18 protein-coding genes and 3 pseudogenes are annotated in these 25696 nt (G+C 70.5%); 5 read left to right on the forward strand and 16 right to left on the reverse strand.

The features are described from left to right. Nucleotides 1-408: 408 nt before the first annotated feature. From AB5J87_RS36540 to AB5J87_RS36575, 8 genes are all read right to left on the reverse strand, one after another. Nucleotides 409-1272 carry a hypothetical protein gene (locus tag AB5J87_RS36540; protein ID WP_369383061.1) on the reverse strand — a complete coding sequence of 288 codons (864 nt, stop codon included), beginning with the start codon at nt 1270-1272 and terminating at the stop codon, nt 409-411. Next, a complete protein-coding gene (locus AB5J87_RS36545; protein WP_369383062.1) occupies nt 1269-3143 on the reverse strand; it encodes a GMC family oxidoreductase in 1875 nt (624 codons plus the stop codon). The genes AB5J87_RS36540 and AB5J87_RS36545 overlap by 4 nt, the downstream gene beginning before the upstream one ends. Further along, nucleotides 3140-3613: a hypothetical protein gene (locus AB5J87_RS36550; protein ID WP_369383063.1), complete on the reverse strand. Its 474-nt coding sequence runs from the start codon at nt 3611-3613 to the stop codon at nt 3140-3142. Before AB5J87_RS36550 ends, AB5J87_RS36545 begins: the two co-directional genes overlap by 4 nt. Before the next feature lie 356 nt (nt 3614-3969). Beyond that, nucleotides 3970-4680, reverse strand: a complete 711-nt coding sequence (locus AB5J87_RS36555) for a hypothetical protein (RefSeq protein ID WP_369383064.1) — start codon at nt 4678-4680, stop codon at nt 3970-3972. 213 nt (nt 4681-4893) lie between these two features. Further along, entirely contained in the window at nt 4894-5766 is an 873-nt protein-coding gene (locus AB5J87_RS36560) for a hypothetical protein (RefSeq protein WP_369383065.1), read from the reverse strand. 230 nt (nt 5767-5996) lie between these two features. After that, nucleotides 5997-7214: an acyltransferase family protein gene (locus tag AB5J87_RS36565; RefSeq protein WP_369383066.1), complete on the reverse strand. Its 1218-nt coding sequence runs from the start codon at nt 7212-7214 to the stop codon at nt 5997-5999. A 613-nt stretch (nt 7215-7827) separates the two neighbouring features. After that, nucleotides 7828-9555 carry a pentapeptide repeat-containing protein gene (locus AB5J87_RS36570; protein WP_369383067.1) on the reverse strand — a complete coding sequence of 576 codons (1728 nt, stop codon included), beginning with the start codon at nt 9553-9555 and terminating at the stop codon, nt 7828-7830. Nucleotides 9556-10071: 516 nt separating this feature from the next. Continuing rightward, the gene (locus tag AB5J87_RS36575) at nt 10072-10983 is read right to left on the reverse strand and encodes an alpha/beta hydrolase family protein (protein ID WP_369383068.1); all 912 of its coding nucleotides are present in this window, start codon (nt 10981-10983) and stop codon (nt 10072-10074) included. Between the two features lie 102 nt (nt 10984-11085). Here AB5J87_RS36575 and AB5J87_RS36580 point away from each other — a divergent pair, with 102 nt between their 5' ends. After that, nucleotides 11086-11655: a TetR/AcrR family transcriptional regulator gene (locus AB5J87_RS36580; RefSeq protein WP_369383069.1), complete on the forward strand. Its 570-nt coding sequence runs from the start codon at nt 11086-11088 to the stop codon at nt 11653-11655. A gap of 636 nt (nt 11656-12291) precedes the next feature. Beyond that, on the forward strand, nt 12292-12615 hold the full coding sequence (locus tag AB5J87_RS36585; protein ID WP_369383070.1) for an STAS domain-containing protein: 324 nt from the start codon (nt 12292-12294) through the stop codon (nt 12613-12615). A 350-nt stretch (nt 12616-12965) separates the two neighbouring features. Here AB5J87_RS36585 and AB5J87_RS36590 read toward each other — a convergent pair. Both AB5J87_RS36590 and AB5J87_RS36595 read right to left on the reverse strand, forming a co-directional pair. Further along, nucleotides 12966-13714, reverse strand: a pseudogene (locus AB5J87_RS36590) (hypothetical protein). 832 nt (nt 13715-14546) lie between these two features. Then, a complete protein-coding gene (locus tag AB5J87_RS36595; RefSeq protein WP_369383071.1) occupies nt 14547-15632 on the reverse strand; it encodes a polyprenyl synthetase family protein in 1086 nt (361 codons plus the stop codon). Between the two features lie 455 nt (nt 15633-16087). On the opposite strand from AB5J87_RS36595, the pseudogene AB5J87_RS36600 reads away from it, so the two are divergent. After that, nucleotides 16088-17015: pseudogene (locus tag AB5J87_RS36600) on the forward strand (IS5 family transposase). 42 nt (nt 17016-17057) lie between these two features. Here AB5J87_RS36600 and AB5J87_RS36605 read toward each other — a convergent pair. From AB5J87_RS36605 to AB5J87_RS36630, 6 genes and pseudogenes are all read right to left on the reverse strand, one after another. Then, a pseudogene (locus AB5J87_RS36605) lies at nt 17058-17994 on the reverse strand (hypothetical protein). A 621-nt stretch (nt 17995-18615) separates the two neighbouring features. Beyond that, entirely contained in the window at nt 18616-18834 is a 219-nt protein-coding gene (locus AB5J87_RS36610; RefSeq protein ID WP_369383072.1) for a three-helix bundle dimerization domain-containing protein, read from the reverse strand. 498 nt (nt 18835-19332) lie between these two features. Continuing rightward, a complete protein-coding gene (locus AB5J87_RS36615) occupies nt 19333-20394 on the reverse strand; it encodes a sodium-dependent transporter (RefSeq protein ID WP_369383073.1) in 1062 nt (353 codons plus the stop codon). A 293-nt stretch (nt 20395-20687) separates the two neighbouring features. Beyond that, nucleotides 20688-22046, reverse strand: coding sequence for a sensor histidine kinase (locus AB5J87_RS36620; protein ID WP_369383763.1), 1359 nt, complete (start codon nt 22044-22046; stop codon nt 20688-20690). Between the two features lie 2 nt (nt 22047-22048). After that, nucleotides 22049-22711 carry a response regulator transcription factor gene (locus tag AB5J87_RS36625; protein WP_369383074.1) on the reverse strand — a complete coding sequence of 221 codons (663 nt, stop codon included), beginning with the start codon at nt 22709-22711 and terminating at the stop codon, nt 22049-22051. A 446-nt stretch (nt 22712-23157) separates the two neighbouring features. Continuing rightward, nucleotides 23158-23994 (reverse strand): undecaprenyl-diphosphate phosphatase, encoded by an 837-nt coding sequence (locus tag AB5J87_RS36630; protein WP_369383075.1) that lies wholly within the window; start codon nt 23992-23994, stop codon nt 23158-23160. A gap of 229 nt (nt 23995-24223) precedes the next feature. On the opposite strand from AB5J87_RS36630, the gene AB5J87_RS36635 reads away from it, so the two are divergent. Then, entirely contained in the window at nt 24224-24628 is a 405-nt protein-coding gene (locus AB5J87_RS36635; RefSeq protein WP_369383076.1) for a BlaI/MecI/CopY family transcriptional regulator, read from the forward strand. Between the two features lie 14 nt (nt 24629-24642). Beyond that, nucleotides 24643-25584, forward strand: coding sequence for a M56 family metallopeptidase (locus AB5J87_RS36640; protein ID WP_369383077.1), 942 nt, complete (start codon nt 24643-24645; stop codon nt 25582-25584). Nucleotides 25585-25696 lie beyond the last annotated feature (112 nt).

Here is a 25696-nt window from a genome sequence, read left to right on the forward strand (position 1 = left end):
AAGGGCATTCGGCAGCACTCCCTCAACATCTTCGACGTTTTCTGAGGGTCGGCGCCAATGGTGTCGGGCTGCGACACGGGTGGGTAGGGCGAACGGCTGGGGGCTCGGTCCGGGATACCGGATCGAGCCCCCAGGCGTGTGCGGATGAGGGTGAGGATGGCCGAGCCGTCGTCAGTACGGGCCGCAACCTGGTCGGGGAGGTGACGGCACGCGACCATGACCTGACGGAACACGTGTAGGCCGCCGAGACACCGTGGGGGAGATACCGGAGGAGTGGCCTCGCCGGCCTCTGGCCTGCGACCAGGCAGCCATCAGTGAACCGCTCGCCCACGCAGCCCGCACCTTGACCTGCAGACGGCCGGTCAAGGTGCGGCACATCGTCGGGGTGGAGCGGTTCCGGCCCGGTGGTCAGGGGCGTGGCCGTGTCGGCGGGTAGTAGGGGCGGTTGTGGGCGGCGACGGGGGGAGACTGGTAGGTCCATGCCCCGGCGGCCGGTGTTGTGTCGCCGAGGAGTGTGCGGATGCCGTGGCCGAGGCTGTCGTGTGGGGCGTGGACGGTGAGCCGGGTGCGGGCGGCGTGTTCGGGGGAGGTCAGGTCGTACCAGCGGTAGGGCTGGTAGACGTTCATGGGGCCGGCCAGCAGGCGCCCCTCGGGGTCGGTGCCGTAACCGGTGATGGGGGCGGAGTTGGCGGCAGTGGAGGTGAGGCCGTCCAGCTTCGCGGTGATGTCGAGCAGCGGGCGCGGGTCCTTCTCCAGATTGCCGTCCGGGCTGATCGTGGCGGCCTTGCACTGGACGGTCCAGGTGTCACCGACGGGTCCGTTGAGGGAGGGCAGGTCGACCTCGAACCAGCCCGGGTGCTTCGGTTCCGCGTAGAGCTCTTGCCCGGCTCTGATGGCGAAGGGGTTGTCGCACACGACGTGGAGGCGGGCGATGCCGAGCAGTTTCGTCTGGTCCCAGCCCTGAACGTACTGGGCATAGGTCAGCCGTGGGAGCCGGTCGCCCTCGTGCGTGGGAAACGCGATGACGTTGAACTCGATCTCCTGGGTGGTGCCGCCGCCGAACGAGTACTGGGCGAAGTACAGCTGATAGTTGAGCGATACCAGCGCCTGCCCGTCCTCGAAGACGGCCGCGGTCAGATCTGGGTGCTGTTGCGCGAGCAGTTTGCGGACCGGTTCCGGGTCGACGAGCCAGTCGATGCCGATCTGGTGCAATGCGCCGTAGTGGAAGGGGAGCTGGAAAGGCTCGGGCACGGGCGGCAGGGGGGCGGTCATGTCGGGACTCCTGGGGTCGGTGACGGCCCGTTGGGCGCGGGCGACGTCGGAGGTGCGACGAGGGGGGCCGGGTGGTCGCGGGCTGCCAGGTCCGCCTCGATGCGCTCCGCGCTGCGCAAGGCGAGGGCGGCCATCGTCAGCGTCGGGTTGGAGGTGGCCACCGAGGGCATGCTGCCGCAGCCGATCGCGTACAGGCCGGGGTGGTCCCAGCAGCGCTGCCACGCGTCGACCACCGAGGTGGCGGGGGAGTCGCCCATGACGTGGGTGCCGGCGGCGTGGCCGGCGCCGCGGTAGCCGTAGACGCGGCCGTCGTGCTCGAAGCGGCCCGGCCAGAACGCCGCGGGAGTGTAGTCGGTGTGGTCCTCGGCGCCGAGCAGCGCGAAGATCTGGTCCGAGACCGCCCGGGCCGCCGCCATGCCTTCCTTGACATGTGTGTCGAGGTCGTAGGTGACGAGAGGGCGGGGCAGGCCGAGCGGATCGCGTTCGTAGGGGTGGAGGGTGACCCGGTTGGAGGGGGCGGCGCCCTGTTCCATCTCGAACTGGAGGGTGAACTGGCGGCGGACCCGGTCCCCGACCGCCCGCCGCAACTCCGCCCCGAACAAGCCCCGCTCGGTGAGGAAGTGGTGTACCTCCGCATCGACGGAACCCCTCGCCCAGACCCAGCCCCACGCCCCGAGCTCGATACGGAACGGCGCCCGCAGCCGGCGTGCGGCACCGGAGCGGAAGCCCTCCAGGCCGGAGACCGAACCCGGGCCCCGGTACGGCGCGGTGTCCTCGGGCAAGAGGCCCCAGGTCAGCAGGACCGGATGGTCCATCAGATTGCGGCCGACCTGGCCGCTGCGGCCGGCGAGCCCGGAAAGGAGCAGCAGGCGGGCGTTTTCCACGGCGTGCGCGGCGAGCACGACGACATCGGCGTGCGCGAGGGACACCTGCCCATCGTAGGCGTGGTACTCCACGCCCGTGGCGCGTCCCCGCCCGTCGACGAGGACCCGGCTCACCACGGACCGGTCCCGGAGCGTGACGGTCGTACTCCAGCGCCCTTGGGTCTTGAGCGGAGTGTATTTGGCGTACGAGGGGCAGTGCGGCACGCAACTCGCGTTGCCCACGCACCGGCTGTCCGCAGCGGGCTGTCCGTTGCGCCCGCGCGGCACATAGCCGCGGCCACCGTCGTACCGGGGGTCCGGGACGCCGTTGCGCGCGTGCGGCGTGCCGACCACCCGCAGTTCGACCTCGCTCAGGGAGACGGGGTCCTTGACGCGCCGCCCGTCGAGGCGGGCGGAGAGGATGCGGTCCACACGCGAGGCGGGCAGGGCCCGCATGGGGAACACATAGTCGTCGGGGAAGGGCAGGCCGACGTGCGTGCGCTGTTCGTCGGCGTCGGCGGCCACCCCCATCTCCTCCTCGGCCGCCCGGTAGTGGCGCTCCAGGTCGTCGTAGGTGAGGGGCCAGCGCCGCCCGTACCCGAAGGACTCGGTGTCGAAGTCCTCCGGCAGCATGCGCGGCGCGAGGCCGGTCCACACGTTGCCGGTGCCGCCGTTGACGCGGACGTATCCGCTGGCGTACGGGAGCGGCCCGTTCTGGCGCAGGTGACCGTCCGCCCGGAAGCTGGAGATCCCTTCCGCTGCGGAGAGGCCGGACAGATCCGTCACCTCGGGCCAGGGCGCCGCCGGGTCGGCCCGGTAGGGGGAGCCGGGTACCTTGGCAGCGGCCGTCAGGTACGTGGTGAGCGGATCGGCGGGCGGCTCGTGGGCGCCGGGGCCGGCCGCGCCCGCCTCCAGCACCAACACCCGCCTGCCGTGCCGACCGAGCTGGTGCGCGACGAGCGAGCCCGCGACACCGGCGCCGACGACGATCACGTCGTACCGTGTCACCGACCGCTCCCTTCGGCCCCGGCGTCGGGATCGGTCCGGTCGCCCGTCTCGCCCCAACTGCCGTACCCGCCAGGATCGGTGGCCGGAGCCTTGAGGCCGGCCGCCTTCCACACCAGGCCCTCGGCGTAGGCGCGCGGAGAGACCACGGTCGGCGGCGGTCCCGGCCAGCTGCCCGTGTACCAGAGGTACGTCACCGCCCTGGCCGCTGCCAGCAGTTCGTCATCCATGGCGGCGTCCGGCTCGCGCACCTCGCGCAGCAGCCGCCCGTACCGCTCGACGCCGAGCTCTTGCGCAGCGACCGCCCGGTACACCTCGGTCAACCCGGTGGTTTGCAGGGATGCTTCGTCGAAGCCGGTCAGCCGCGCCGACAGGTCGGTGAAGCGAGGCAAGTCGTCTGTGAGGGGCACGCGGGCATCGGTGCCCAGTTGCCTGGCGGACCATGCGCCGCGCTCTCGGAAGGGCTTGTTCACGCCACGGGCGAGGCTGGATCTTGGCAGGATGCACGCTCACAACGGGTTCGGCCTCGACTGGCGCCGCCTTCAACACGTACTCATCGCAGCTTCCCTCAACCTCGTCCAGACCGATGCCGGGCTGACCGGGATGCCGCTTGTCGGCACCCGCGCCTCCCGTATCAGTCACCTGCCTTGCATAGACACCGCCGCATTCGCAGGCGCTGCGCTTCACGTTCAATCTTCTACGGTCGTACGTTGTCTCGAAGTTGCTGGCGTTGAGCTGAGTGCCTGACGTGAATGCGGCCTTCGGATGTGCCTGTGCTCCGTCACAGCGGTGCTGGATTCGACCGGTGGTGGGAGGGTGGTTCTCTGGCCTAAAGGGCGGAGATGGGGCGTGTGACGATGTCCAGCCAGTCCGTGCTGCCTGTCCGTGCCGCGTATTCGCGGGCTTCGGCCACGGCTTGCCCGAGTAGCTGACGGCGCAGCGGTACACCGTCGTAGGTCTCGTCTTCGGCTGGATGGTCCCAGGTCACGGTCCGGGGCATGGGGTCACGGGTGGCCCTGCAGGGGCTGAGCCCGCAGTGGGTTCCCGCTTCCTCGTAGCCGGCGCTCATGACGTCGGCGACCCAGTACGGAACGCAGTCGCACGGGAGCAGGAGCCGGACCTGGAGGGCGGGGAGCAGCCGGTAGGCGTATTTCTCCATCAGCGGGAGCCATTTCTCCACGAGGTGGTGCGGCAGGAGAGCCGCGAGCCTGGCGGAGCCCACGGACAGCATGAACAGGTGGTCTCGGCTCCGGGGGAAGTCGCAGGTTGGGCAGATCCGTGGATGTACGTCCCAGTGGTCGAATCGCAGTTGTCGGACGAGTTCGGATCGGGGGGCGAGGCCGGCCAGGGCGAGGAGCTTGGCGGTGATGGTCTCCAGGGGATCCGCGGAGGTGACCGGGATGCAGGCGGGTGTGGTTGCTCGGGTCAGCGGGATGTCCGGGGCCGGTGTGCGTTTGCGCAGGTTGTCGGTGCGGCGTCGCAGGCCCTGATGGCGTGCGCCGATGAAGTTGAAGGTCTGGGGTGCCCAGGCGATGCGCATCTCGGAAGTGGAGCGTGCAGCGGTCGCATTGTCCCGGAGCAGGGAGGTGCGCGTGGCCCGGGTCGCGCAGGCGGTGCACAGCCAGTTCAGGGGGCTGTGCTCGCCGAGGGCTGCCTCGGCGTCATGGTCCGAGGCCCATCCCCGGACCATTTCGCCCAAGGCGGCGCAGACGTAGCGGCCGTAGTCGGCGGCCGTCAGATCGCGTGGCAGGGGCTAGAGGCCGAACTGACCGTATCCCAGGCACAGGAGGGTCAGTCTGCGCAGAGGGTCCGGCAGTGCGCACAGGATGCCTGTGTGGAGCAGGGAGCCGTTGCCGGTGCTCCGGGCGACCTCGTCGATACGGGCGAACCAGCGCAGGGTGATGGTGCCGATGGCGTTGCGCCGCAGCCAGCGCCATTGCGGGTCGGCCATGGCGAGGCTGGTGCGGCGGGCTTTTGCGACGGAGGTGCCGAAGGCGGTGGTGATGGCGGCTGCCATGCCCTGTTCGCGCGGGAGGCTCTCCCAGTCGGGCATGTAGGTCATGATCGCGTCGGCGTAGGAGAGGAAGGCTGCGCGCAGGCCGACACGGCTGTCCGCGCAGGTGGCGACCAGTGGGCTCAGGTAGTGGTGGTGGCCCAGGACCGGGCCGGCCGCGCTGTCCAGGACGGCCGTGTTGGCGTCGCCCTTCTCGTAGCCGGCCTCCTCGAAGCCTTCGTGGTGGGCCGTGGGATCGAGTGCGGCGAGCAGGGCTCTGGCATGGGTCTCGGTGATGGCGTATGCGGCGTGCAGACAGCGGTGCAGCACGAGGTCGTCGGGTTCGGTGGCCCAGGTCTCGACAGCGAGCAGGTGGTGCAGCAGGGCTTGGAACTCTTCGGTCAGGCCGAGATCTGCCAGGTGGAGGTGGACCCGGTCTGCGGCGTCGAGGAAGCTCCGCAGTGAGCCGGCTCTGTCGGCGGGTTTTCCTGGACGGCGGTTGACGCAGGGCGCTGCGACGGTGGCGTCGTGGGCGGCGCCCGACTGGTGCTCACGGGCGAGGAGATCTCTTATTTCCTCGTCGACGACCAGGCAGCCCCGGCCCGCGATCAGGGCCAGGGCCCGGTGGTCCATGATGCCAGAGGATCGTTCGGGTAGAAGGGTGACAGCGAACTCCCGGAAGGCGTCGAGGTCCGTGGCCGCGACCGCGGCCTCCAGGGCAACGTCACCGGGTTGGGCCACGGGTACGCGAAGGCAGTCGTCTCGGGTGGGTCGGGTGGGGCACATGACTTGCTCCTCGGCTGGACCGCCGGGAGCACGCCCGGCGGTCGGAGAGCGGCATCGGGCCGTGACCGGCCATGGGGTCACGCCGGAGGCGGCCCGGGAACTTGGCGGGTTCGGCGGTGTAGACCGGGGTGCGGGAGCCTGCCCGTCGAGAAGCGGTCGACGGCCGGCTTCTCGACATACCGGTGGAGGAGCCACGCGGCCGCGCATGACAGGGGCAGGAAGGCCAGGAACACCCAGCCGAGGCCCGCCCAGGTCCCGTACCGCGTGCCGGGGCCGAGGACGAAGTGCCTGGTGTACATGATCACGACGTAGTGGACGAGGTAGAACGCGAAGGCCCGGTCCCCGAGGAAGACCAGGGCACGACCACGAAGAGGTGACGGAGCGCGGCGGGCATCGCGGGAGGCCAGTTCAGCGATGATGACGGCAACGGGTGCTGCGAAGTACGGACCGAAGGCGAAGACCGGCGGCAGCACCGCCAGGGTGGCGATCGCCGTGAACGGCAGGGGAAGGATCCACCGCAGGCGCAGTGGACGCCACATCCCCTCCATGACAATGCGGGCAAGCAGCATCCCCAGGACGAACTCCGGCAGCCGGCTCGGCGGGAACATGTAGGCCGCCCAGAGCTGTTCGAGCGAGACCGGCACAGAGGGCATGAAGTCGGGCCCGTCCAGCAGCAGGGCGAGGCAGGGGACGCTCAGGCCGATGCCGGTGGTGAGTGCGGTGCAGTGCCACAGCCTGTGTCGTGGGATCCGCCGTACCAGTGTGAGCAGCAGGGGGAAGGCCAGGTAGAAGAGGAGTTCACAGGCCAGGGACCAAGTGACCGGATTGACCGCGGTCATGAGGTCGTATCTCGGGTAACAGGCTTGGAGCAGGAAGAGATCGGCCAGCGCCGGGCCGGGTTTGAGGGGGCCGGAGACCGTGAGCATCTGCGCGGAGATGCCGTACCCGGCGATCAGCGGCACCGCGAGGGTCCAGACCGTCAGATGGGCGGGGAAGATCCGTACCAGACGGCGTCTTCGGAAGGCGTTCGCGTCGAGTCTGGTGGGGGCGGACCACGTCAGGACGAGTCCGCTGAGGACGAAGAACAGTGTCACCGAACTGGTGGCCAACGGAATCGTGGCGTCTGCGGCCTTGCGCGCGGCGGACCCGGCGAAGACTCCGGAGACAGACAGCGCGTGAGGCAGGAAGACCGCGAGGGCAGCAAACGCCCTGATGCCAGTGAGGGAGCGAATACGGTCGGGGGATGAACCGGGAGTGCTCATGGAGGACCCTCGTGCGGGTGACGGGTGGAGCATGGGACCTGTGACGTGGTCATCCGTGGAATGCCCGGCCGGTGCCGTCAGGCTTTGCCTTCCCCCGAGGCATTCGGAGGGCGCGGTGTCGCTCCGGAGACGCGGCGCCGTCTGAGCCAAGGATGGCGCTGCGCACGGTGTCTCCGGAGGGCGCAGTCGGCACCACAAAGCGCACCACCGCGCACATCACCTCGACGCGCATTCGCCCGTCCGGGCCGTCTTCGCTACTCCTGCACCCCAAGCGCCCCGCAGCACATGACCAGTCGTGAGGAACCCCCGCCAGACGTGCTCCCGAGGTCCCAGCCGCCCCGTCCGCTGGGGCCAAGGCCGTAGCCTCCGGACACTGGCGATCGCCACGGGGTCGCCGTATCCCGGGGGCGCACGTGACAGGCGGACGAGGTGTGCACACCGTCCGGAGGTGCCCTGGAGCGCGTTTCGGTGCTGGGCTCACTCGTGCTCTGCCAGCGCACACCTCGAAGAGCGGGATGCGCCAAATGCCCCTGCACCGCGCGGGTCTGCTCCTCCCGGAGCTCGGCGGTGACGCGCGGGATCTTGCAGGTGCCGTTCCCGAGTCCGGCATCCGTGCTCTGCGTGACCGTGTGGATGCTGGCCGGTGTCAGCGTTTGACGCGTCCGCGGATGGCGAGGGCGGCGAGGGCGAGGAGGACGGGCTCGGTGAAGCGGGAGGCCATTTCGGTGTAGGTGCCGGCGGGCGTGAGGTTCTGGCCGGAGGAGCGGAACACGACGGAGTTGACGACGACCCGTACGGCTTTCTCCGTCCGGTCGGCGCTGAAGCGCCTCGTGTACGGCCCGCGAAGCTGCGGGTCGGGGTTCTGGGTGGTGAGGCGGAGGGGCCGGCCGGTGGCGGGCAGGGTGCCGGTGGTGACCGGTTCGGGGTCGTGGGTGGGCAGGCCCCACAGCATCATCGCGAGTACCGTCGAGGTCATTGCCGTCAGCAGCCAGCCCAGTGCGCGCGAGGCGCGCAGCCCGTACCCGGACAGTGCCCAGTACCCGGCGAGCAGGGCGCGTTCGGCACGTGGACGGTCGTGGTCGTGGCGGCGCATCTCGCACTCGCCGTAGTAGAAGTCCGCGGCGTCCGGCTCGTTCTTGCCGTCCTCGAACGCCTTGCGCAGGTCCCGGTACAGCACCGCAAGGTCACCGGGACCCAGGGTCCGGTCCGGATCGGAAGGCGTGCGGCCGGGGCGCCAGCATTGGTCGGCGGGGGCGCCGGGTGGTGCCGGGTAGGCAGTGGCCCGCCAGTGGTGCTCCTCCAGTAGCGTCTTGCGCCGCGTCCAGTGCCGGGGTAACCCGTGGCGCCACCGGACACCGCGCGGGACCTCGGCGAACCGCAGCCGCCGGCCCCGCAGCCGCACCTGGTCGAGGTGGAAGGCGTCCGCGAACAGACAGCCGGACAGGTCCACGTCGGTGAGCACCAGATGTGCCGTGTCCACGGCGCCCAGCGAGGTGATGCGCACCGTGCCGGGGCCCGGCAGGCCCGGCTCCGGCAATGGGGTGGGAACCGGGGCCCTGCTGGTGAACGGGACGGGGTGGGCGCTCACGGCGAGGGGCTGGGTGAGCACCGCACCGGTCAGATCGAGCTGGGCGTGGCGCAGCCGCATCGTTGCCGTCGACTCCCAGCGTGTCCGGTCGCACCTCACCCGCGCGGCGGCGGCCTCGATGGTCACCGCCGTCCCGAACACCACCCGGGACAGTGCCACCTCCCCGGCACACACCAACGGCCCCAGCGAAGCGGTCCCGGTGAATGTGGCGCCTTGGAACATGACGTCACGGGTGAACGTCGCGCCGTCGAAAAAGACTTTTCGGGCGAACACCGCGTCATCGAACCAGGCGTCGTGGGTGAACAGCGCTTCGCTGAAACGGATGTTGCGGGAGAACGCCGCACCGTCGAACCAGGCTCTGCCGGTGAACTTCGCGCCGCTGAAACGGGCGTCGCCGGTGAAAGTTGCGCCGTCGAACCAGGCTTCGCGGGCGAACGTCGCATCGATGAACCATGCCTCGCGGGCGAACATCACACCGCTGAACGGGGCGTCGCCGCTGAACACCGAACCGCTGAACTCGGCGAGACCGAGGCGTGGTGCGGAGGTGGCGGGGTCGCGGAAAGCGTCCAGGAGATCGGTCAGGTCTTCGGAGGTGAAGGTGGTGCCGCGGTGGTCGAGGTCGGCGCCAGGGGCCAAGCCTGCGAGATGGGCGGCCCGCTCGGGTGCGGCGAGGTGAGCAAAGCACTGGGCGTGGGGATCGGCGCGACGGCCGCGGCAGCCGGCGGGATCATCGCAGTGCGGCCAGGACGGCGGGATGAACGCGGGGGTGCCGGGCGGCGTCGTCATACCGGATCCGACGTCCTGGCCGCCACGATGGTTGCGCGGCCACGGGGGCGGTACCAGCAAGGCCGCCTTGCCGCACGGGCATTCGCCCTACGACGACACCCGCGTGCTCCAGGCGGCCGGGGCCGGTTCCGGCCCCCAGGTCGCCAGGCCACGGTCGACCTCACCCCGCGCACGTCCCGCACCGGCTACCTGCCGCGGGACATCCTGCGTGCTCTGGGTCGCACCAACCACCGGCCCGTCGAGCGTACGGTGTGCTGCGGCGGCCGGTTCCATCCGGGCGACCCGCTGGATGCGCTGTGGCCGGTGGTCGAGGACCTGGCCGCGCGGCTCGGTTCCGTGAAGCTCGGCACAGTCTGCGGTCGGTGTGACGGGCGACGATGAACAATCCCAGCGGTACTTTCTGTACGCCGACTACTCACACGCGAAACGGTCCAGGGGGCGCCGGCGCCGCATCGGTGTCGAACTCCGTCCCTCTCTGCGCTGAATGCCGTGTGTGCCCGGGCGGTCGGGCTGGGTTCACTTGCTGGTGAGGCTCCAGGTGCCGTCGTGGGCTTCGGCGGTGGCGTGGAGGGCGGTCCATTCGGTGCTGTCGGAGGTGAGGGCTGCGCGGAGGTAGGCGGAGATCACGTCGGCCGTGAGGGCGACACGGGCGGGGTCCTCGTCGGTGGTCTCGGCGACCTTCTCGCCGGCGATGCCGCCCATGGTGTGTTCGGCCTCGGTGATGCTGAGCAGGCTCTTGGGCGCCGGGCTGAGGTGGTAGGCGTCGGTGAACCACTCCGGTCCGCGGGTGGAGAGCTGCGAGTCGTCCTTGCCGCCCGCGACAACCAGGGCCGGGGTGGTCATGGTGGAGAAGTCCGGCTTCATGAACGGAAGGTTCTCGGCGGCGAACGGGGTCAGGGTGTCGCCGGTTCCCGTCGCCCCGATCAGGGCGCCGGCCGACACCGCGGAGTGGGAGAAGTCCTCTCCCGCAACACCCTCGGTGTCCAGCACGCGCGCCCCGAGGAGGGCGCCTGCGGTCTGGGCGCCCCACGAATGGCCGACCACGGCGATGCGTTCGCGGTCGGCGCGGGCCTCCAGGCCGGCGTGGGCCAGGACGTCTGCGCGGTGGTCGAGGACGGCGTGCAGGTCGGTGATCCGCACGCGCCAGATGGTGGCGAAGCGCGGGTCGTCCCAGGCGATGGCGTTGCGCCGGGAGTCCAGGTGCGTGGGCTGCACCACGACGAATCCGGCGGCGGCCCACCGGTCGACGAGGGGCGCGTACCCGTCCAGTGACCACGCGTTCCCGTGGGAAAAGACGATCACAGGCAGGTTCCGGCCCGACCGGGGTGCGGTGACCTTTACCTGAAGGTCGATGCCGCGCCCGGGCGAGGGAACGGTGATGGGCTTGACCGAGACGATCTGCTGGTTGAGCGAGTGGGACGAGGACATGAGGGTCCTGCGCTTTCGGTGAGTACCGGGATGCCATAATTTGGCGGAGCGTCGTTCCGCCAAATTAGCGGAACATTGTTCCGCGAACAAGGGGAGGCATCCGTGCCGGAGCCGGTCGGGGTCCGCCAAGCGCAGGCCCAGCGCACCCGCAGCGGCGTGCTGGAGGCCGCTGCGGCAGTCTTCGTGGACCGGGGCATCCAGGCACCCGTCCGCGACATCGCCGAACGCGCCGGCGTCGGTCTCGGCACGGTCTACCGGAACTTCCCGACCCGCGCGGATCTCGTCACCGCCGTCTACCGGCACCAGATCGACGCCTGCGCCGCTCTCGCGCCCCGCCTCCTTGAGGAATCCGCCTCGCCGTTCACCGCCCTGACCCTGTGGACGGACGCGTTCGTGGACTTCCTGGTGACCAAGCACGGCCTCGGCGCGGCGCTGGGATCCGGTGACCCAGGACTGGAAAACCTCCACGCCCTCATGCTCGACACCCTGGTCCCGGCCTGCGCGTCCTTGCTGGACGCCTGCGCCGCCACCAAGGAACTCCGCCCCGGCGTCGCCGCCTACACGCTCCTGCGCGCCATCGGAAACCTCTGCATCACCGGCCCCGACTACGGCCAGGCCGACGCCAAGCGCATGGTCGCCCTCCTCCTCGCCGGATGCCGCAGCACGGTATGACGGCCGGGCCGCATCAGGGGACGGTCGGAAGCGGCGTCACCACTGCTCGATTCCGACGAGTGCCCCTGCCGCGGCGACCACGGTGGCGGGGGTGGCTGACCGCTGGACGGTGGAGCTGCGCTGGCTCGGTCGGAGCAGCCGCCGCGGAGGCATGGCCCGGCCTTTGACGAGACCATCGAACAAGTCCGCACGGCCGCCGACTTCGGAGCGGGCCTGGTGCCCGTCGGCACTGACCGGTGCGTGCGGCGGGTGTCCACGTGATCCTCCCCCAGCCTGAGTTCCCGGGCTTGCGGGGCTCAGGTCTTTCCTGTGACGACGCGGATACGGTGTCCGAGTGTGTGCCCGAGGGCGGTGGTGAAGTGCGGGTTGAGGAGTGGCCGGTCGTCGAGCTGGAAACCGAGGCAGGCAAGCGGAGCCGGGGAGTCCACGCGATCCCGTAGCTCTCCGCCCGGGCGTCGGCGTAGGCGTGCGTGTTCACGGAGCGCCTGAATCCGGCTCCTCGTTGTAGCTGTGCGTCGCACTCGTGCGGCGGTAGGCTGGTGAGGTCAGCCTGGGGCTCGGTGATCCTGCCTCGATCCAAGTTGGCGCCATGTACGGCGACTTGGATCGAGGGGCATTATGCCCGTTCCCAGCGAAGTGTCTCTGCTGACCGCGCACGCACATGGGGCGGCCACCCTGGCCACTCTGCGCGGCGAGATCGACATCCTCACGACTCCCGGGCTCACCAGCGGTCTGATGCTGCTGCTTGAAGGGCCGACACCAGATCTCGTCGTCGACCTCCGCCACCTGACGTTCATCGACGGGACCGGTGTCGCCGCGTTGGCCGACGTGCGCGGCCGGGCCGAGGACCGGCAGGGCCGGCTGCGGCTGGTCTGCACCCACCCGATCACTCTGTGGCTGCTCCGGCATCCGGCTCTCGGGCTCGGCTTCGACATCCTCGACCAGGTTCCAGCGGCTTGACCAGCAGGTCTTCACCGAAGGGGCCGCAGTCACAGCTGTGAACGACGTGGCTTCGGCCCGGCGCGAGCCCCTGGCGCGGCACTTGTCCCGCGGTGCCGGCCTCGGCCGCTGCCGCGAGGACGCGCGATGACCGGGGAGCGCCGCGCACCTCGCCCGGGGGCCACCACCTACGGGGTGGTGGCCCCCGGCACCGAGTGCGGCTGCTCCCCGCTCGTCGTTGCGCTGTCCTAGGTGCTGGATGCGCCTGTGTGTGGGGCGAAGGCACGGATCGGCCCGAGAGATCCGATCCGTCGACAGCTCATCACAGGACCTCGCCCTCCTGTTCCAGCAGTTCGATCGGCTGGTGTGCTTCAGGGCAGGGTGGTGAAAACGCTGGTGTTGTCGGCGACTGTATGGCCGAAGGGGGAGTTGAAGTCCCAGATGAGGAAGAGCAGGAAAGCGATGAGGGCGCTGTAGAGGGCGGCCAGCAGCAGTTCGCGGCGGGTGCGGCTGATCTGCAAGGTGAAGATGAGTCCGATGGCGACCACGGCGCCGGTGATCAGCCCGAACCACACGACACCGGGCATCGTGGGACCGGCGCTCTGTGCGCGGGCTGAGCGGGCGGTGTCGACGGCTGAGGCTTGGTCGAGCAGGGGTTGGTAGGACTGCATCTCGTGGTCGTTGCGCGGCTGGTAGGCGCTGAGGTCGGTGCGGAGCTTGGCGAGGAGGTCATCACCTTCGGGGGTGAGGTCGCCGGTGCGCAGCATGGTGCGCCACTCATGGTGTACGACGTAGTCGGTGTAGGCGCCGACGTCGGCGCGCAGCCGGTCGCGGGCAACGGGTTCATAGACCTGGACGCGGCTGCTGATCTCGTGCAGTGCCTGTGCCTCCGCCAGAGCGGTGGCCTGGGCAGAGTTGCGGGCTTCCCAGACCCCGGCGATCGCCAGGCCGACCACGATCGCGTAGACGACTCCGATCATCATGGTCATGTATTCGATGACGTCGGGGGTTTCGCTGGGATCCTCTGCCTTCCGATTCTGCGCTGGCGCCACAGGACGATGGCGAGCACGACGGCGCAGACGAAGGCCATCGCGAGGGCCAGGACGAGCCACGGGTTCACGTCTTCTCCTGATCTGGTGCGGATGTCAGCGCGTCCCACCGCCCCCGGTGCTGCCCCCGCCGGCGCCGGAGCGTGAGCGCAGTGCGGCTGCGGCGAGGACGGCGGGAGCGGTGAGCAGCAGCATCGCGGTGACGGGTGAGGTGCCGGCGGCGGGCTTCTTTTTGCTGAGGGGGCGATAGGCCGGGATACGGCGGGTGCGCGGCGGCGGTGCGGGGGCCGCACTGGAGGCGGGGGGAGGCGGCGGGAGCGTGGCCGGGGCGTTGGGGTGGATAGCCGGTAGAGCGGGGGCCGGGCGCTGATGTGCGGGTGCTGGCGCGGGTGTTGGACGGGGGCGGGGCGGTGGAGTGCAGTAGAGACTGATACCGGCCTGGGCGTGGTCGGCGCGGACCTCGGCGTGGACGCAGCCGAAGTGCGATTCGACGGTGGCGCGCGGGCCGGTACGGGAGATGGTGACGTGCGGCAGCGGCAGGCGGCCTCGTCCTGGTGTCCAGGCGGGCAGGCGAGCTGCCGGGGGCAGGGCGGGGGAGTGTACGTGATGCGGTGCGGCCACGGATGGGGGCGGGAGGGGGAATGGTGTGGTTGCCCGGGCGTGGGTGGGCAGTGCGAGCGTGAAGAGTGCGGCAAGGGCCGCACTTGCGGACCACAAGGCCGGGGGCGGGACGGTCCTCGTGCGGTTCGGCGCGGCTGCGAGTGGGAGGTGCACGTGCTGCTGTCCTCTCCGCGAGCGTGGGCAGCGGTGAGTTGCGGGCCACCGCTGCTGCTCGCTTCGTTCGGCATGACGTCTTGGGAGCGGGGAGGAGGCCGTGGGGTGCAGGGGCTCCGGGTGTGGGGTTCAGGAGGCCCGGTCGGTGGCGATGGCGATGAGGGCGTGCAGTTCTTGCACCGGCGCGCCGTGTTTCTCCACGTGCTGCAGGGCGAGCCGTGCCTGGCTTGCGAGTTCGTCGATGGTGTCCTCGACGGTCGCGCGGGCGCCCGTGGCATCGAGAATGGACCGGATGTGGTCGGCGGCCTGCTCGTCGAGGTCCGGGTTGCCGACCAAGGTGGTGAGCTCCCGGCTCTGATCGGCGGCGGCGCGCTGGTGAGCCAGGGCCAGCAGCATGGTGTGTTTGCCCTCACGCAGGTCGTCGAGCGTGGACTTGCCGGTGTGGTGCGGGTCGCCGAAGACACCGAGAAGGTCGTCGCGGAGCTGGAACGCCTCACCCAGCGGGAGCGCGTAGCGGCTGAGCGCGGCGCAGAACGCCTCGTCGGCTCCGGCGAGGACCGCTCCGATGTGCAGGGGCCTTTCGACCGTGTACTTGGCTGTCTTGTAGCGTATGATCCTGCGGGCCGCGTCGAGGTCGTCGGCCGGGCCGAGGGGATTGAGAAGGTCGAGGTACTGGCCGTAAAGCACCTCTTCCCGCATCGCTTGCACGATCTGGCGCAGCTGGTTGAGGCAGGGCTTCGCGCAGGTCTCCGCGAAGAGCAGTTCATCGGCCCAGGCGAAGGCCATGTCTCCGACAAGAATGGCTTGGCTGATGCCGAGCCAGTCGGCGTCGCGTGCCCGGCTGCGGGCATGACGGGCGGTCAGTCGGCAGTGGACGGTGGGCTGGCCGCGCCGCAGGCTGCTCTGGTCGAGGATGTCGTCGTGGATCAGGGCAAAGGCGTGGAACAGTTCCAGTGACGCCGCCACGCGGACTGCTTCGTCCTGCAGGGCGGGCAGGCCGCCCGCCGCCCGGTAGCCCGCCAGGCACAGGCGGGGACGCAGGCGTTTGCCGCCTGCGCCGAGGTATCGGCCGAGTACTTCGCCCACTTCCAGTGGCAGACCGGCCGAGCGTGCCTGCCGCATTTTGTCGGCGAGAAAGGTGTCGAGCACGGTGTTGACGAGTGTCGCTGTCCCACTGCCCTGCCAGGCATGAGACGCATCGGAATCCGTGGTCATTGCTTCCCTCAGCAGAGTGTTGGGGCCAGCGGAGTGCTGGCGGTAGCTGACGGTTCGTCCGAGGTGCAGGCGGGTCGCACCGGGGCGGCACTGGAACACCGGGCCTACGACGGGGGCCGCTGCTTGGGCCCGGGGAGCAGGGCGGTACCGCCGCCTTACCCACTCGGCCCGGGCGGGGTGGGCAAGGGCGCTGTACGGCGGTCACGGGGCACTCCGGAGCAGGCGGGCGACCGGTGACGGTGAAGGCACGCCAGGCGGCAGTGGCCCCCCGGGCTTGGAGGTGGTCCGCCCATATGGGCACGCCGCCTGGGATCGGTCCCCGCCCAGGGCACGGCAGCGGGCTGCCCCGTGGCCGCGTGTTCGTGCCTGCGGACAGCCCGCGCCCCTCGCTGAGTACTAGGCGCTGTTTCTTGGATCTCCTGACAGGTGTGGGGTGTTGGGGTCACGCTGGCTGTATGGGTCGTGGGGATCTGACGAATGCGGAGTGGGATCGGCTGGAGGCGTTCTTGCCTCGTGGTGGTGCTCGTGGGGATCGGTGGAGTGATCACCGTCGGGTGATCAACGGGGTGTTGTACCGGGTGCGGACGGGTGTGCAGTGGCGGGATCTGCCTGAGCGGTTCGGGCCGTGGGAGACGGTTTATAAACGTCATCGCCGCTGGTCAGCGGATGGGACGTGGACGATGCTGCTGTCGAAGGTGCAGGCTGCGGAGGACGCCGAAGGGCGGATCGACTGGGACGTGTCGGTGGACTCCACCACGGTGCGGGCTCACCAGCATGCTGCCGGTGCGAAGAAGGAGCCGCCCGTTGTGATTCCTCAAAAGGGGGTCGCGTCGGGGACGAATCAGGTCGATCCGGTTCTTCGGAAACTGGCCGTCCGGCTGGAGGAGGTGGTCAGATCGGCGAGTGCCTGGGACGTTCCCGCGGGGGTTTCACCACCAAAGTCCACCTCGCCGCCGACGGACGCTGCCGGCCCCTCTGTCTCGTCCTGACACCTGGTCACTACGGTGACGGCCCACAACTCGAGCGTGTGCTGGAGCGGTTGTCCGTGCCCCGTATCGGAGTTGGCCCCGCACCCGGCCCGACCGTGTCCTGGCGGACAAGGCCTACACCTCCCGCAAGAACCGCCGCTACCTGCGACGACGCGGGATCCGCCACACCATCCCCGAACGTCTTGACCAGCAGCGTCACCGGCACAACCGAGGCTCCCGGGGCGGCCGTCCCACCGGCTTCGACAGCGAGCGTTACAAGAAACGCAACACCGTCGAACGTGCCATCAACCGGCTCAAGGGCTTCCGTGCCGTCGCCACACGCTACGAGAAACGGGCCTACATCTACCTCGGCACCATCACCCTCGCAGCCCTCACCATCTGGCTCCGAACATGATCCAAGAAACAGCGCCTAGTCGCCCGCCCGGGGCCTGTACGGTCAGCGCCAGCGGCTGACTTCCACGTTCTCCAGGACACCGAGGGCGTCCGGGACGAGGATCGCGGCGGAGTAGTAGGCGGTGACCGGGGAGGAGATGATCGCCTGCTCGTCGATGCCCATGAAACGTACGGACAGGCTCGGTTCGATCTCGTCGGGGATACCGTCCTGGCGCAGGCCGATCATCCCCTGCTCGTCCTCACCCGTACGCATGCACAGGATCGAGGTGGTGCGCTGTGGCGGGACGGGGATCTTCCCGCACGGGAAGATGGGCGCGCCGCGCCACGCGGGGATCCGGTGTCCGTTGAAGTCCAGTGACTCCGGGATCAGACCGCGTTTGTTGCACTCGCGGCCGAAGGCGGCGATGGCCCGCGGGTGGGCCCGGAAGAACTTGCTGATGGCCGGCCGCCAGGTCGATGGCCGCCTCACCGTACTTGTTGGTGCGCTGCTCCGGGATCAGCGCGTATGCGGAGAGGTGTTCACTCAGTGAGGTCGCGCGCTCGGCCAGGTTGAGGACGTCCGCGCGGGTGAGCACCAGTAACTGGTCCTTGGTTCCGCCCAGCTCGGCCAGTACCTCGCCGGCGGCGTACTCGCGCTGTTCGCAGCGGTGCGCCGGCTCGGTCAGTGCCGAGCCGTCCTCGAATCCGCGTAACGCGGGCAGTTCCCCCAGCTCGGCCGGGATCACGGCCATCCGCTCGCCGGTCTGCACGAAGGAGATCTTGCCGTCACCCACTGAGTAGCTCAGCCGCCGGTTGACCCGGTACGTACCGCCTTGGACGTGTACCCACGGCAGCATCCGCAGCAGCCACCGGGAGGTTATCTCCTGCATCTGCGGGACGGATTTGGTGGTCGTCGCCAGATTGCGCGCGGCTGCGGTGCCAAGGCTCTGCTGTGCGCGTCCTTGTTCGGCAGGTGCTTGCGGGCGTACCTCGACCGGCATGAAGGTTCCTTCTCCGCTGGGGAAAGCAGACATTGACAGCGTGGCGAGACGGGACGAATTCTGCTAGTACCCGAAAGGGTTAATCGGTTGTGCGGCTTGCCGGAATTTCCACAGGTTCGCGGTCGGTAAACACTAATTTGCGGTTCACGCAGGGCTTCTGCGTGGTGTTCTAATGCGTGAATCGGTAGGGGTGATCTGGCTTGATCCGTCATTGATTCGTGTCATCATGTGGGACCCGGCCAAGGGTCAATGGGTGGCGCGCCACGCGAACGTATGGTGTGCGGGTGCTGGATCAGGGAAGACCTGCCTTCCTGCGGAAGCGGTCCGCAGGTGCAGCCAGTAACGCAAGTGCTTTCTTGGCGGATCTCCCTGTCCCGTACGCGGTGGCCTCAATTGCGGTGTTCGTGCAACCGGTTAGTGGATGACGGAGCCGGCACACCCGGACCGGGCGGGCACCCAGGGCCCGGCCTGCTGGTGCTGGCCGCTGGCCGAGTAATTGTCGAGACCCGTGGCCGCCACGTCCGGGTGAAGGCATCGCCGCCGCTGACCGCCGACTCCGAGCCACCCTGGTCAAGGCCGGCCTCACGCAGACGTGTTGTTCCGACGGGTAGCCGCTGGACGTCAAACATCGCGTTCGCCTCGTTCGTCGTCAGGGAGCAGATCTTTGGCCCGGCGTTCCATGAGGACAGGCAGGTACGTGCGCACGCGTGCGTATCTGAGCTCGTCGTACGCCGTCTGCACCGATACCCGTACGACCCTGTCGTCCAGGTGAGGGTGCGTCTTCATCAACCGCTCCACGACGAGGTGGATGAGCTGGGCATCCTCATCCGGTTCCGTCATCCGGCACCTCAGCCTTCCTTCGGATCAGGCCCTCCAGTCTCGTAGGGGTACGCCCGGCCGGTAAGTCGATCTTCCGCCGCAAAGTGCGGCTTGAGGTCGATGCGAACGGGCCGGAACCTGATGCGTCAGTTCCGGCGGCTGGCGGTGTCGCGTATCGCGCGCCGCGACGTCGGGCGCTCGGCCGCCCTCCGTGCGGGACGGGAACGCGGTGGGGGCGGCTGTCAGGTCGGCTGCCGCAGATCCCGGCTGGCCCGAAGACGCCCGCCCCGTCCGCCGCAGCCCGACGGGCGTCCCGGGCAGCACCCCCTGGATGCGCTGTGCGGCAACGTCCTGTTCCGTTTGGCGCCGGGGCGGTCCAACGCCCGGATCGCCGGGCAGAGCTGTCTGACCGAAGAGACGGTCAAGGCGTACGTCACCACCGACTCGCACTGTGCTGGGAGGGGGGCGGGACAACTGCCCGTACCGGCTCGCTCCGCGGGCCAGCGGCTCCTGCCCGCTTCACCCTGCGGTTGCCGTTGGACGGGGACGCGTGAGCCGGTTCGCGGCGAGCTTTTGCAGCAGGCTGAAGGCGAGGACGGGCAGCAGGACCTGCGGCCGGTCGGGCATCGCCGTAGTGATGAGCACGGCGCCCGCGCTGCTGTTGCTCATGCCGCAGGCCAGGGTGACGGAGGTACGGGCGGGGGCGGCCAGCCGCAGGAGGTGGGCGGAGCAGCGGCCCCAGGTGAAGGACATGGCACAGGCGGCCGCTGCGGTACCCGCTGCCGCGAGGAGCAGCAGCGGGCGCGGGTGGATGAGGAACTGCCCGATCGCGCCCGCGGCGTTGACGTAGGTGAGCAGGATCGAGGCGAGGACCGCGGTCAGTGCTGCCAGGGACATCACCGTGGGCTTGGCGCGTTGGGGGAGCAGGAGGCGGCAGCCGATGCCCGCGGCGCAGGGGAGCAGGACGCCGGTGAGGGCGAAGCCGCTGCCGGTGCCGCGCGCGGCACCCGCCAGGCTCTGGGCGTAGTCCGTGTTCAGCAGGGGGGTGAGGGTGTTGATGGTGGCGGGGAGCGTGAACGGGCTGAGGGCGGTGGAGGCGAGGACCAGGCCCAGCATGGCGGGTTCGTCACCGCGGCCACCGCCGGTCCATACGGTGGCGCCGGCGGCCACCGGCATGGAGACGGTGAGGATCATCGCGGCGATCATGCCGCTCCCGCCGTCGGAGTCGGGCGAGCAGCGCAGGGTGAGAGCGATGACGGGGATGACCAGCAGCGGCGCGGTGAGGTGAAGGATGAGGCCGGTCAGCAGGACGCGGGGTCGGCCCAGCAGCCGGGTCAGGGCGTGCGGGCAGGCGCGCAGCCCGGCCGTGAAGAGTACGGCGGCGAGCAGCAGTTGCGTGATGTTGAGGCCGACGCGCAGGTGCGCGCCGAGGGGAGCGGTGTGGGCGTGGCGCAGCCACAGGCCCGGGGCGGGCAGGGCCGCGGCGGCGAGGTAGGCACCGCAGGTGGCCCGTCCGAGCCGTCTGCGCAGGAAGTTCAGGGGCGCGGCGAGAGGGACTGCGGAGGGTGGCGCGGTCGGCATGGCGGGGAGCGTAGGCGCGGCGCCGCTTCGGGGGTGGGGTGTTCGGGGTGTGGTGGCCGACGTGCTCAGGATGTGTTCAGGCTGCTACTCGCGGCGTCCGTGCCATGGCGCATGAGGTGCAACGTTTCTGTGGGTGCCCGGGGGCGCCCGCGAGCGGTTGTCGGTCACAGCTGGTCGGCGAGGGGCGGCCTGGAGCTCGGCACGGTGTCCTCTCGCGGTGTTCCTTGAGGCGGCCCTGGGCCTCGTGGTCTTCCCCACGGTGTCCCGACGCGGTGTGACGGACCGCGAACGGGTCAGCCGGCCGGCAGTGTGACGGTGAACCGTGCACCTGGACGGTGCCCTTGGTCATGCTGTACGTCACCGTTCACGGAGCGGGCCAGGCGTCGCGCGAGCGGCAGCCCGAGGCCGGCTCCGCCGTGCCCGTCGTCGGGGTTGGCGCGCCGTCCCGGGCGAAAGAGCTCCGGGGCGAAGGACGGCGGCACTCCCGGTCCGTCGTCGCTGACGTCGATGCGGATGCCCGTGTCCTGGCGGCAGGCGCTGAGGCGGACCTGGGAGCGGGCGTGGCGCAGGGCGTTGTCCAGCAGGGGGCTCACGGTGCGTTCGAGCAGGGCCTGTGGCACACCGGCCGTCAGGTCTCCGGCGACCTGTGTGATCTGGACGTCGATGGGCTGCGGTGGGGAGAGCCTGCCGGTGAGGCGGATCAGTGTCGACCGGACGTCGGCGGTGCCGCGGTGGGCGCCGGAGCTACTGCGGGCATCGTCGAGCAGGGTGTCGCAGATGGTGCGCATGCTCTGGGCGGCGTCTTCGACGGCGGCGCAGACGCGTTGTGTCTCGGCGGCGGAGCGTGGCCTGCTCTGCCACCAGTCGACTTCGGCGATGATCCGGGCGAGCGGGTTGCGCAGTTCGTGGGACAGCTCGCGGGTGAGCTGCTGTTCGTGGCGCAGCCCGGCCCGGATGCGGTCGAGCAGGGCGTCCAGCGAGTGGCCGAGCCGGGCGAGTTCGTCGGGCCTGCGGGCGTTGCCGAACCGGTCGTCACAGGCGTGGGTGCTCCACGCGGTGGCCTGCTCGGTCATGGTGCGTACGGGGCGCAGCGCACGGCCCACCGCGAGGCGTGTCAGTACATAGGTGCAGGCCAGCATGGCCGCGTCCAGGGCGAGCGACGCGTACAGCACGGTGTCTGCGGTGCTGCGGTAGGGCGCGAGGCCGCGGGCGGTGACCACGGCGGCTGGGGCACTGCCGGAACCGGTGACGGGCTGGACGCACAGCCGGACCGGCTCCGGTGCTTCGGCGGTGGCACAACGACGGCCGCCGTCGGCGGCGAGGGTGTCCGCGGCCCTGTTGAGCGGGCCGCCGGGTACGGTGCCGGGCGGGGCTTCGAGGCGTACCGGTCCGGCGTAGATCCAGACGTCTGCGTCGAGTGCGTCGTCGTTGGGCACTTCCACCACGCGGGCCCTGGCTCCGGTGGTGTCCACGGTCGCCGCGATGGCGGCGGCGCGGGTGTAGAGGTGGTCGTCTGCCTGTTGCTGGAGCCTTTGGCGCACGACGGCGTTGAAGCCTGCGGTGAGCACGACCATCAGCAGCGCCGCGGCGGCGCACGCGACCAGTGAGAGCCGCCCTCGCAGGGTGCGGGGCCGCCAGCCGCGCGGGTGCATCGTCATGACAGGCGGTGCCCCATGCCGCGGCTGGTGGTGATCGCGCGGTCGCTGCCCGCGGTACGGAGCTTGCGGCGCAGCCGGCTGAGGTACTGGTCGAGGGTGTTGTCGCTGACCTGGGCGCCCTCGGGCCAGCCCGCGCGGACGAGGTCGCGGCGGGTCACGAGTGCGCCTGCGGCGCTGATGAGCGCCGCCAGCAGCCGGAACTCGGTCGGTGTCAGGTCCACCGGCGTTCCCGCGATGGTGCAGGTGTAGCGGATGGGGTCGAGCAGCAGGTCGCCCGCTGCGGCGGGCGGCTGCGGGGCCGCCCTCTTGAGGGCCGCCCGCAGACGGGCCGCGAGCTCGGCGAGGTGGAAGGGCTTGGGGAGGTAGTCGTCGCCCCCGGCGGCGAATCCGGTCAGCCGGTCGGTGAGGTGGTGGTGTGCCGTCAGGAAGAGGACGGGGGCGCTGAATCCGCGTGCCCGGAGCGCCTGGCAGACGTCCCTGCCGTCCGCGTCGGGGAGTGCGACGTCCAGGACGACCGCGTCGAAGCCGTCCTGGGCCAGTCGCAGCGCGGCTGCCCCGTCGGGCGCCGGGACCGGGTCGAAGTCCTCGTCGCGCAGGCCGCGCAGCAGTACGTCCCGCAGGGCGTGGTCGTCTTCGACGACCAGGATGCGCCGAGGCACGTCAGACCTCGGCCGGAGGCCGGGCGGCCGTACGCCGGGCGGATCCGTTGCGGTGCTGGTCCCTCCGCCGGGAGGGCGGCAGTGCGCACGCCATCACGAAGGGCGCGGGGAAGTTGGCGGCCGGTACCGGTCGGCGTCCCCGGGCCGGAAGGATCCGACCGGTAGCCCGGTCTCCGCGCCCGTCGCCGCCGCTGCGTCGAGCACGCCGAGCGTGGCCGGTGGGGAGCGGGTGCTGAGGGCATGCGGCGGCGGGGTCGGGCGTGGCGTGGACGGAAGCGGCCATGCGGATGGGGCCTCTCATGGGGGCCGGGCAGACGGGCGCAGGGCGGGGCACGGGGTGGCTGCGGCCCCAGGGACGGTCTACTGCACTGTAGACGATGGCGAGGCGGGGATCGGGGGCGATGGTCGGATCACCAGGTGCCGGGCCCGTGGCGCGGGCGCTGTCGTCAGGCGCTGAGGGCGCCGGTTGCGAGCAGGCCGAAGAGCAGGACTCCGGCGGCGATCCGGTAGGTGACGAAGGCGTTGAAGGAGTGCTTGGCGACGAACTTGAGGAGCCAGGCGATCGAGGCGTAGGCGACGACGAAGGACACCGCGGTGCCGACGACCAGCGGGAGGGTGTCGACGCCGGCGCCGATGGCGTCCTTGAGCTCGTACAGGCCCGCGCCGGTCAGGGCGGGGATGCCGAGGAAGAAGGAAAGGCGGGTGGCGGCGACGCGGTCGAGGTCGAGGATGAGGCCGGTCGAGATGGTGGCGCCGGAGCGCGAGAAGCCGGGGAAGAGCAGGGCGAGGATCTGCGAACAGCCCACCAGCATGGCGTCCTTGAGGGTGGTGTCGTCCTCGCCGCGTTTGTGGCGGCCCATCTGGTCGGCGGCCCACATGAGGCCGCTGCCGACGATCAGGGAGGCGGCCACCACCCACAGCGACGCCAGCGCGCCCTCGATGAGGGGTTTGGCGGCCAGTCCCACGGCCACGATGGGAATGGTGGCGTAGATGACCCACCAGGCGAACCTGTAGTCGTGGTGGTGGCGCTCCTCGCGGTGGGCCAGGCCGCGCCCCCAGGCCCGCACGATCCGCACGATGTCCTTGAAGAAGTACACCAGTACCGCGGCGATGGCCCCGACCTGGATGACGGCGGTGAAGGCGACGACGGCCTTGTCGTCCACCGGAATGCCCATCAGCCCTTCGGTGATCTTCAGGTGTCCGGTGGAGGAGACCGGCAGGAATTCGGTGACCCCTTCGACGATGCCGAGGACTGTTGCCTGCCCGATGTCGATGGTGCTCAATTCGTCCGTCCCTGAAAGGTTGGGTCCGATGCGATGGCGGTGGAGCGGTGGGCCGGCCGGTGCGCCTGTGCCGCCGTCCGCGAAGAGCACGGGATTCCTGTCGTCGCCCCGCGAACGGCGCGGGGCACGGGGGACAGCAGGCATGGCAGACTCGGGGAAGACCCTCGTCTTCTACGCGCGCGTAGAAGACGAGGGTGACTGTAGAGGATGGGCAAGGAGGCAGCCAACAGTGGACGGGCACGACCGCACCGGCATCCCGCACGAGGGGGACCGCCGCCTGGCCAACGGGCAACGGGAGGCCGAGGTGGTGGCCGTACTCCGCGCGGCCTCCGGACCGCTCACGCCCCGGGAGGTGCTGGAGCGCATCGGCGGCGACCTGGCGTACAGCACGGTGGTGACGATCCTGACCCGTCTGTATGAGAAGGACGTACTGACCCGGGCGGCTCATGGCCGGGCCTTCGCCTACGCCCCCGCCACGGACGAACCTGGCTTCGCCGCCCGCAAGATGCGCCAGGCGATGGAAGAGGTGCCGGACCGCGAGAGGGTCCTGACACGGTTCGTCGACGACCTCTCCAGCCGGGACGAGGCATTGCTGCGCCGGTTGCTGGGCGGCGACCTGGACACGGGCCGGTAGGCGCGAGGCAGGCCGTGCATCTCGCCGTCTATCTCCCCCTGCTCTTCCCGCTGTTCGCCGCGCCGGGAGCCCGTCGCCTCGCCGATCGCCTGGAGCCGCGGCCGGCCACCCTGCTGCTGACGGGGGGTGCGGTGGTGCTCGCCGCCGGCAGCACGACGGTGCTGGGGCTGCTGGCCCTGGCGGGTCTGGTCCGCATACCGCTGGTCGCCCGGCTGGCGGAGCTGTCACCGGCGGTGCTGGCGCGCGACGACCCCGCACGGGTCCCGGTCGCCGTGGTGGCCGCGCTGCTGCTCGCGGTCGTCGCGGTGGCCGGCGCGCGCTTCGCGTACCGGCGGCTGCGGGCGGTGTGCGCGGCCTTCCTGGAGGCCGCCTGCTTCCCCGGGCAGAACCCGCTCGTCATAGTGGAACAACGGGCGGCCGACGCGTTCGCCATGCCCGGACTGCCCGGCCGCATCGTGGTCTCCACCGGCATGCTGGATTCCCTCGACGCCGCCGAGCGGGAGATCCTGCTCGCCCACGAGCGGGCCCATCTGCGAGGCCACCACTACCTCTTCATGGCGGCCGTCCAACTGGCCGCCGCCGTCAACCCGTTGCTGCGCCCGCTGGTGGGGCAGGTCGCGTACACGCTGGAGCGCTGGGCGGACGAGGCCGCCGTCCTGGAGAGCGGCGACCGGCGCCGGGTGGCCGTGACCGTGGGGAAGGCCGCGCTCGCGGCGAAGCACTCGGGCGGTCGGCGCAGTCTGCCGGCCGCGGCCCTGGGGCTGCTCGGCCGCCCGCGGCGCCGAGAGGAGCCGGGGCCCGTTCCCCGGCGCGTCGCCGCCCTGCTCTCGCCCCGGCCGGCCGGTGGCCGATGGCGGGGAACTGTCGCGGCGGCCTACGTCACGGCTGCCGCGCTGTGCACGGCGGACGCGGTCCAAGACCTTCACGAGGTGCTGAAGCGGGCCAAAGGGGGGTGAAGTCGGCCCCGAGGGGGATGTCGGGGTACTGAGCGGGCGCGAAGCCGTGAGGCCGCAAGCCTGGATGCCATCAAGGCGTACAAGCGTTGCGGCGCTGCGGCAACGGGGGTGT

This window comes from Streptomyces sp. cg36, from assembly GCF_041080675.1.
In the GTDB taxonomy this organism is placed as follows: domain Bacteria; phylum Actinomycetota; class Actinomycetes; order Streptomycetales; family Streptomycetaceae; genus Streptomyces.

Bases quoted from the DNA above. Each gene is read 5' to 3' on its own strand.
- AB5J87_RS36610 (WP_369383072.1), bottom strand. From the start codon at position 18,834: ATGACGGAACCGGATGAGGATGCCCAGCTCATCCACCTCGTCGTGGAG.
- AB5J87_RS36560 (WP_369383065.1), bottom strand. From the start codon at position 5,766: ATGGACCACCGGGCCCTGGCCCTGATCGCGGGCCGGGGCTGCCTGGTC.
- AB5J87_RS36615 (WP_369383073.1), bottom strand. From the start codon at position 20,394: ATGCCGACCGCGCCACCCTCCGCAGTCCCTCTCGCCGCGCCCCTGAAC.
- AB5J87_RS36575 (WP_369383068.1), bottom strand. From the start codon at position 10,983: ATGTCCTCGTCCCACTCGCTCAACCAGCAGATCGTCTCGGTCAAGCCC.
- AB5J87_RS36565 (WP_369383066.1), bottom strand. From the start codon at position 7,214: ATGCTCCACCCGTCACCCGCACGAGGGTCCTCCATGAGCACTCCCGGT.
- AB5J87_RS36540 (WP_369383061.1), bottom strand. From the start codon at position 1,272: ATGACCGCCCCCCTGCCGCCCGTGCCCGAGCCTTTCCAGCTCCCCTTC.
- AB5J87_RS36620 (WP_369383763.1), bottom strand. From the start codon at position 22,046: ATGCACCCGCGCGGCTGGCGGCCCCGCACCCTGCGAGGGCGGCTCTCA.
- AB5J87_RS36595 (WP_369383071.1), bottom strand. From the start codon at position 15,632: ATGACCACGGATTCCGATGCGTCTCATGCCTGGCAGGGCAGTGGGACA.
- AB5J87_RS36570 (WP_369383067.1), bottom strand. From the start codon at position 9,555: ATGACGACGCCGCCCGGCACCCCCGCGTTCATCCCGCCGTCCTGGCCG.
- AB5J87_RS36555 (WP_369383064.1), bottom strand. From the start codon at position 4,680: ATGCGCATCGCCTGGGCACCCCAGACCTTCAACTTCATCGGCGCACGC.